Source organism: Donghicola mangrovi, assembly GCF_013377535.1.
GTDB lineage: Bacteria > Pseudomonadota > Alphaproteobacteria > Rhodobacterales > Rhodobacteraceae > Donghicola > Donghicola mangrovi.
This window is the reverse complement of the sequence record NZ_JABCJE010000029.1, coordinates 1-5,498: the sequence shown is the minus strand read 5'-3', so window position 1 is coordinate 5,498 and position 5,498 is coordinate 1. Positions and strand designations below refer to the sequence as shown.

Here is a 5,498-nt window from a genome sequence, read left to right as displayed (position 1 = left end):
GGGTACACGCATATGGAGATTCACAACTCACCCTTGTTTTCGAGAATACGAGAGCTTTTGTAATTTCCCTTATGACTAACTAACGCTTTTCGAGTGCACGCTGCGGTGAGAATGGCGGCTTCTAGTTTATAGAAATCGCTAAAAAAAGAAATTTTTCTGTGGAAGGACTGATTATCGGAGATGTTCGACAACCCATTGTCGCCGATCGCGCAATACAACAGGAACCAATCTACATCGCTTTTGACGCCACATTTCCTAACCAATTCTAAAAGTTCTTCAGCACCGGATCTGGTCAGTATGTAACCATCCCCACCACAAGCAATTTGCTGGAGATCTTTGCGGCTGAGGATCGCTTCGATGATTGAAACAACGAGTTCGTCACCATCAGCGTCTAAGGGAACCATTCTATTGTTGATAAAAGTCAAATCATGCTTTGGGCAGTCGATCCTATTGAGGATTTCGAAAAACCCTTCTTCGATCATCGCGTCATCTTCTAAGATAACGCCCCAATCAGCATCTGATTTCAGGAGAGCCTCCCAGGAACGAATATGGCTCAAAAAGCATCCTACGGTACCTGGCTCTTCTGGGTTTAGCCCCGGAACAAAGTCATAAATCACTTCGGGTAGAGATGCACCACGCAGGGCTGGAATCCGAGTTACATCAATACTTTGCGCTTTTAGTGAAGCTTGTTGAGCTTCGAACCGAGTGATGTCGCGATCAAGGTTGAGGGAAAAGACGGCCCACTTGTTCACTGCAATTCCTTTTGGTTGTGCCGCCGCACAGGATCTGGAAGTCCATGTGAGGCAGTATAGTAGATCAACTATAAACGTCTGACATGTTGCGCCAAGTAGGTTTATGGTCCATTTTTTAGGCGTTTTCAAAAAAGTAACATAGCCATGCATCACTTTTCAATGTAGAATAATGCCTCAGGGATTTCGCAACTTCTCATCGCTATCACCACACAAAACTCCCGGGAGCCTCCCCCAGTGAACTGGTCCACCCCTATAGTTAGGAAACGGAGGACCACAGATGGCCAACAAACGACCAAAACCCGAAGAGATTGTTACGAAACTGCGCCAAGTTGAGGTGCTGATGGGGCAAGGCATGTCCCGCCTGGATGCCATCCGGTGGATCGTCTTTGTCGACAGACCTATTATCGCTGGCGCAAGCAGTATGGCGGGATGGGTGCAGAGCAACTGAAGGAACTTAAACTGCTTCAGAAAGACAACAAGCAAATGAGACGAGCCGTCTCTGATCTGACGTTGGACAAGTTGATCCTTAAAGAGGCCGCACGGGGAAACTACTGAGCCCCGCCCGTCGCAGGTCGTGCATCCAGCATGTGCGGAACCAGTTCAGCATATCTGAACGTCGCGCCTGTCGTGTCCTTGGTCAGCATCGGTCGACACAACGATCTGCCCCCAAAGGCAAGGATGACGAAGGCCGCTTGGTGGCCGACATGATCGCGTTGGCACGGGAATATGGCCGCTACGGGTATCGTCGGATTGCAGCGCTGCTGCGGGATGCGGGTTGGTCTGTGAGTGACGGTCGTGTCGAGCGGCTCTGGCGGCGGGAGGGGCTCAAAGTGCCTGCAAAGCAACCCCAAAAGGGGCGGCTCTGGCTGAACGACGGTTCCTGTATCCGGCTGCGGCCAGAATACCGAAATCACGTCTGGAGCTATGATTTCGTTCATTGCCGGACCGATGATGGGAAGGCCTTCTGGACCCTGAACATTCTGGACGAATTCTCGCGGGAATGTCTGGCCATCAAGGTCGACCGCCGTCTCAACTCCGGAAACGTCATCGACGCCCTGACGGATTTGTTCATCCTCCGCGGTCCGCCTGCCTTTATTCGTTCAGACAACGGCCCCGAGGTCGTTGCTCAATCCGTCCGCGACTGGATCAAGGCCGTCGGCGCAAAGACCGCTTTCATCGCGCCAGGTAGCCCTTGGGAGAACGGCTACTGCGAGAGCTTCAACGCCCGAATGCGCGACGAACTCCTGAACGGCGAAGTCTTTTACACGCTCAAGGAAGCCAAGATCATCATCGAGGATTGGAGACAGCACTATAACACGAAACGCCCCCACAGTGCATTGGGCTACAAGCCCCCAGCGCCGGAGGCCATTGTTCCATTGGATCGGCGGCCGACAATGCACTAACATTCAAAATGGACCAGTCATATGGGACTGTTCAGCGCCATCAGATACAACGTCCCGAGCGCACTGCACTTTCCAGATGACGTCACCAGCCCGTCATCGTGATCAAGGGACCGAAACTCCAGCTTCGGGTGGTCCAGAGTTGGTAGGCACAGCAGTTCCGACCCAGCCAATTCCTTACTTCTCATGCGTTAATGCTTAACGCACGCGTTTCTCGTATGTCTTCTAACGCTCCAAGCGGCATGCTGGTCCAGTTTTCGGGCAGGTTATCGCCGAGCAACCTTTCCAGTTCTAGGGACAGCGCCACATAAGAAAGTGAGTCCCCGCCCAAATCTTCGAAGCTCTTGTCCGAACTGATCCGATCAGTTTGAAGGGCATTGTAAAACGCCTCCATCACTGTTTCGCTTTGACGGTCTGTGAACCCCAAGGCCTCGGAAATTTTGGCGCCTAGCCAGCTGAAAAAACCTACGCTCGGTTGGGCGCCAGGCTGTTCGATTATCGCGCGAAAATCGATCTTGCCGTTTGCCAGAAGCGGCAGCTTGTCGAAGAATTTTACGGTGATGACGGCTGCAGGCAGACCAAAGCGGGTGACGCAGAGCCCACGCAACTCTTCCTGAAGGTCCAGATCATGGTCCCCCTCTAGGCCGAGGATCAACTCCTGATCGGTGCCAGTCACCGCACTGAGGGGATGGCGTTCTTTGATCAGGCTTTGGACTTCATCAAGGCCGATGCGCACACCGAATGGTTTGATGAAACGACTGCTGCGCCCGATAATGCGGAACAGATCGCCATCTAGGCGTTTTGCGATATCCCCGGTCAACAGGCGTGCGGGGGTCTCGTCGCTGGCCAGCGCATCACGGTTTTCTGCATAGCCCATCATGACGTTTGGCCCCTCGTAGGCCAACTCGCCCTCAGCTTGGATGTCAGTGATCTGATTCCCTTCACTATCAACGAGATACAGGCGGCCGCCGGGGATGGCCTTTCCGATGCTGTCGGGATGCTTCGGGGCCAGATTTGCCGGCAACCAGGAAATCCGCGGCGCGGCTTCGGTTTGGCCATACATGACGACGAATTCCTTGCCACAGGCGCCGAAAGCCTCTGCAAAATGGCGTACCAGTTGCGCGTCCAGCTTGCCTCCGGCCTGAGTGGCATAGCGTAAGGCAGGGAAACGCGCCGGATCGAAGCCGCGATGAAGCAGGGTTTCAAAGTTGTAAGGTACGCCTGAAAAACTGGTTGCGCCGGTGTCCTGAAGGTCAGTCCAGAATGCGTCATCGATCATCGAGTGATCAGATAGCACCAGTGACCCACCGCACATGAGGTGCGAATTGATGATGGAAAGGCCAAAGGAATAGTAAGGTTTAAGATGGCAAAAGGCCCGGTCGGCGGAGGTCAGCCCCAGATACCCGCAGATCGCATGCGCATTGGAGGCCATATTTTGTTGAGAGAGTTTGACGAACTTCGCGGTGCCGGTCGAGCCTGAAGTTGAAAGAAGAATTTCGAGTTCGGGGTGCAGATCAATCGGAGTATTGTCTCCGTTTTGGATGCGATCCTCGGAAATCATCAGGTTTGGCCGATAGTGAGCAACCAGCGCCTGCCCTTTGTCGCTGTCCAGATCCTCAAGAATATGCACCGGATGGCCAGCCGCGACGACTGCGAGATAGTTGACGATAGATTCGACAGAATTTTTTGCTTGGATAAATACCAAAGAGCGTCGGGACGGCAGCTCTGCCTGTTTGCGCCTGACACGTTCCAAAAGGTCCGCATAGGTGATCTGCAGCCCCTCGGCCGGAGAGATCAATGCCACATTATCTGAGAATTTGGATAGGTCAGTGATACTCGGGTACATAGGCGTCTATTTCCTATTTTTAACTATTAAAAATACCAAGATAGAATTTGGTTGTCTGACGTTTGAAATTCGTAACGTGTCACGCACCAATAAAGATGCGACTGCGACGTCCGAGAAGCATTTTTACAACGACGTAACCGGCGAGACATCCCAAAACGGTGACCGCAAATCCGAAAATGACAAAGACCCACGGCGACATGCCGTGGTCCAATGCCCGGCCATAGATTTCGCGCAAAGCCCCGACCAAATACCCGTGGGCAAAGAATAAATAAAAGCTGATGCGCGCGAATAGATCGACCCAGCGGTTCCAGCCATTCAGGTAACGGTAGAAGATACCCATCGCTCCGGTGTTGAAAATCACAAGGAAAAGCAAATCTACCCCGGGCAGGCCATCGATGTCCTGCCCGTATTGGGTGGCGATCAATCCAGGCCAACCAGCAAGAGTTATGAGGAAGCACCAGCGGCCTTGACGAGTAAATAACTCTTTTTTCAGATAAAAAATCTGTCCAAGCAGAAAGGCCGGCATGAAATAAACAAAGGCTTGCAGGCTGTTCTGGTCGAAGGTTGGCCGGCCTAAGAACGCACCAAGGATGCCCGCTATCACGAAAGCCAAAAGCAGCAAATCCAGCCGGTTTTTGATGGCGTTGAAGAACGGGCTTGCCAAGTAAAAAATAACAATCATTGGCACGAACCAGAGCGGCCCAAGGTGGCTGCCGGTTACGTAGAAATAAAGAACTTCTTGCCAGATAGGTAGTGAATACAGCCAATCCATATCCACCCAAGCGTGATGCGTCTTTATCTTGAGGACATCAAGAAGTATCGCTGGAATTGAAATGAAAATATATGGCAGCACAACCGAGGTGAACTTATTTCTAAGATAAGGCGCGTATTTGAAGTCAGAGCTTGATGCGGAGAAAAGAAATCCGGCAATGATTACGAACTGAAATGTGCCATTTTTCACAATGCTTTCAAGAATGATATAAATTGACCCAACATCGTCTCTGATTATGCCGGAAACATGGACCAGAATGATGGTTAAAATGGCATAAGCCCTGAAATTGTTGATATAATTCAATGTACCCAGTCCACTCTTAACGACCGCACGCGCTTTTTTGTCAATTATTAATTTCAAAAAGAGAGTTTATTTCTCCCGCTTCGCCCTTGACTGGTAAATTGGATTGCGAAAAATTTCAATTCCAAATGGCAGCCGCTGAGGCTCCAGCCTCATTGAATTTGAGACCCAGAAGACGACTGCCCCGGAAAGCGTGATGGTTGATAGTGAATAGCGCCGTTTATTGTGGACGCCCACTAGGCTCTGGACTCATTAAGTTTCACAGCCAGAAGATAACGGTTGCCGCGAGTGCGATTGCTGAGAAGAAGGTTTGTGGACATCGGTCATAACGGGTCGCTATCCGCCTCCAGTCCTTGAGGCGACCGAACATGATCTCGATCCGGTTACGCCTCTCATACTGTCCGTCGTCAGGGATTTTGGGATAGATT

The 5,498-nt window shown here is 51.5% G+C and carries 4 protein-coding genes and 1 pseudogene; 1 reads left to right on the top strand and 4 read right to left on the bottom strand.

Features of this window, described 5'->3' with window-relative positions; translation table 11 throughout:
* Positions 1-20: 20 nt before the first annotated feature.
* Entirely contained in the window at positions 21-752 is a 732-nt protein-coding gene (locus HJ536_RS20570) for a glycosyltransferase family 25 protein (protein ID WP_177159257.1), read from the bottom strand.
* 277 nt (positions 753-1,029) lie between these two features.
* Here HJ536_RS20570 and HJ536_RS20565 point away from each other — a divergent pair.
* A pseudogene (locus HJ536_RS20565) lies at positions 1,030-2,155 on the top strand (IS3 family transposase).
* A 181-nt stretch (positions 2,156-2,336) separates the two neighbouring features.
* On the opposite strand, the gene HJ536_RS20560 reads toward HJ536_RS20565, so the two are convergent.
* From HJ536_RS20560 to HJ536_RS20550, 3 genes are all read right to left on the bottom strand, one after another.
* Positions 2,337-3,998, bottom strand: a complete 1,662-nt coding sequence (locus HJ536_RS20560) for a non-ribosomal peptide synthetase (RefSeq protein ID WP_177159256.1) — start codon at positions 3,996-3,998, stop codon at positions 2,337-2,339.
* 79 nt (positions 3,999-4,077) lie between these two features.
* Positions 4,078-5,073, bottom strand: a complete 996-nt coding sequence (locus tag HJ536_RS20555; protein WP_177159255.1) for an acyltransferase family protein — start codon at positions 5,071-5,073, stop codon at positions 4,078-4,080.
* Positions 5,074-5,329: 256 nt separating this feature from the next.
* Positions 5,330-5,498: transposase (locus HJ536_RS20550; RefSeq protein ID WP_177159254.1), on the bottom strand; the 169-nt coding region annotated here is incomplete at its 5' end.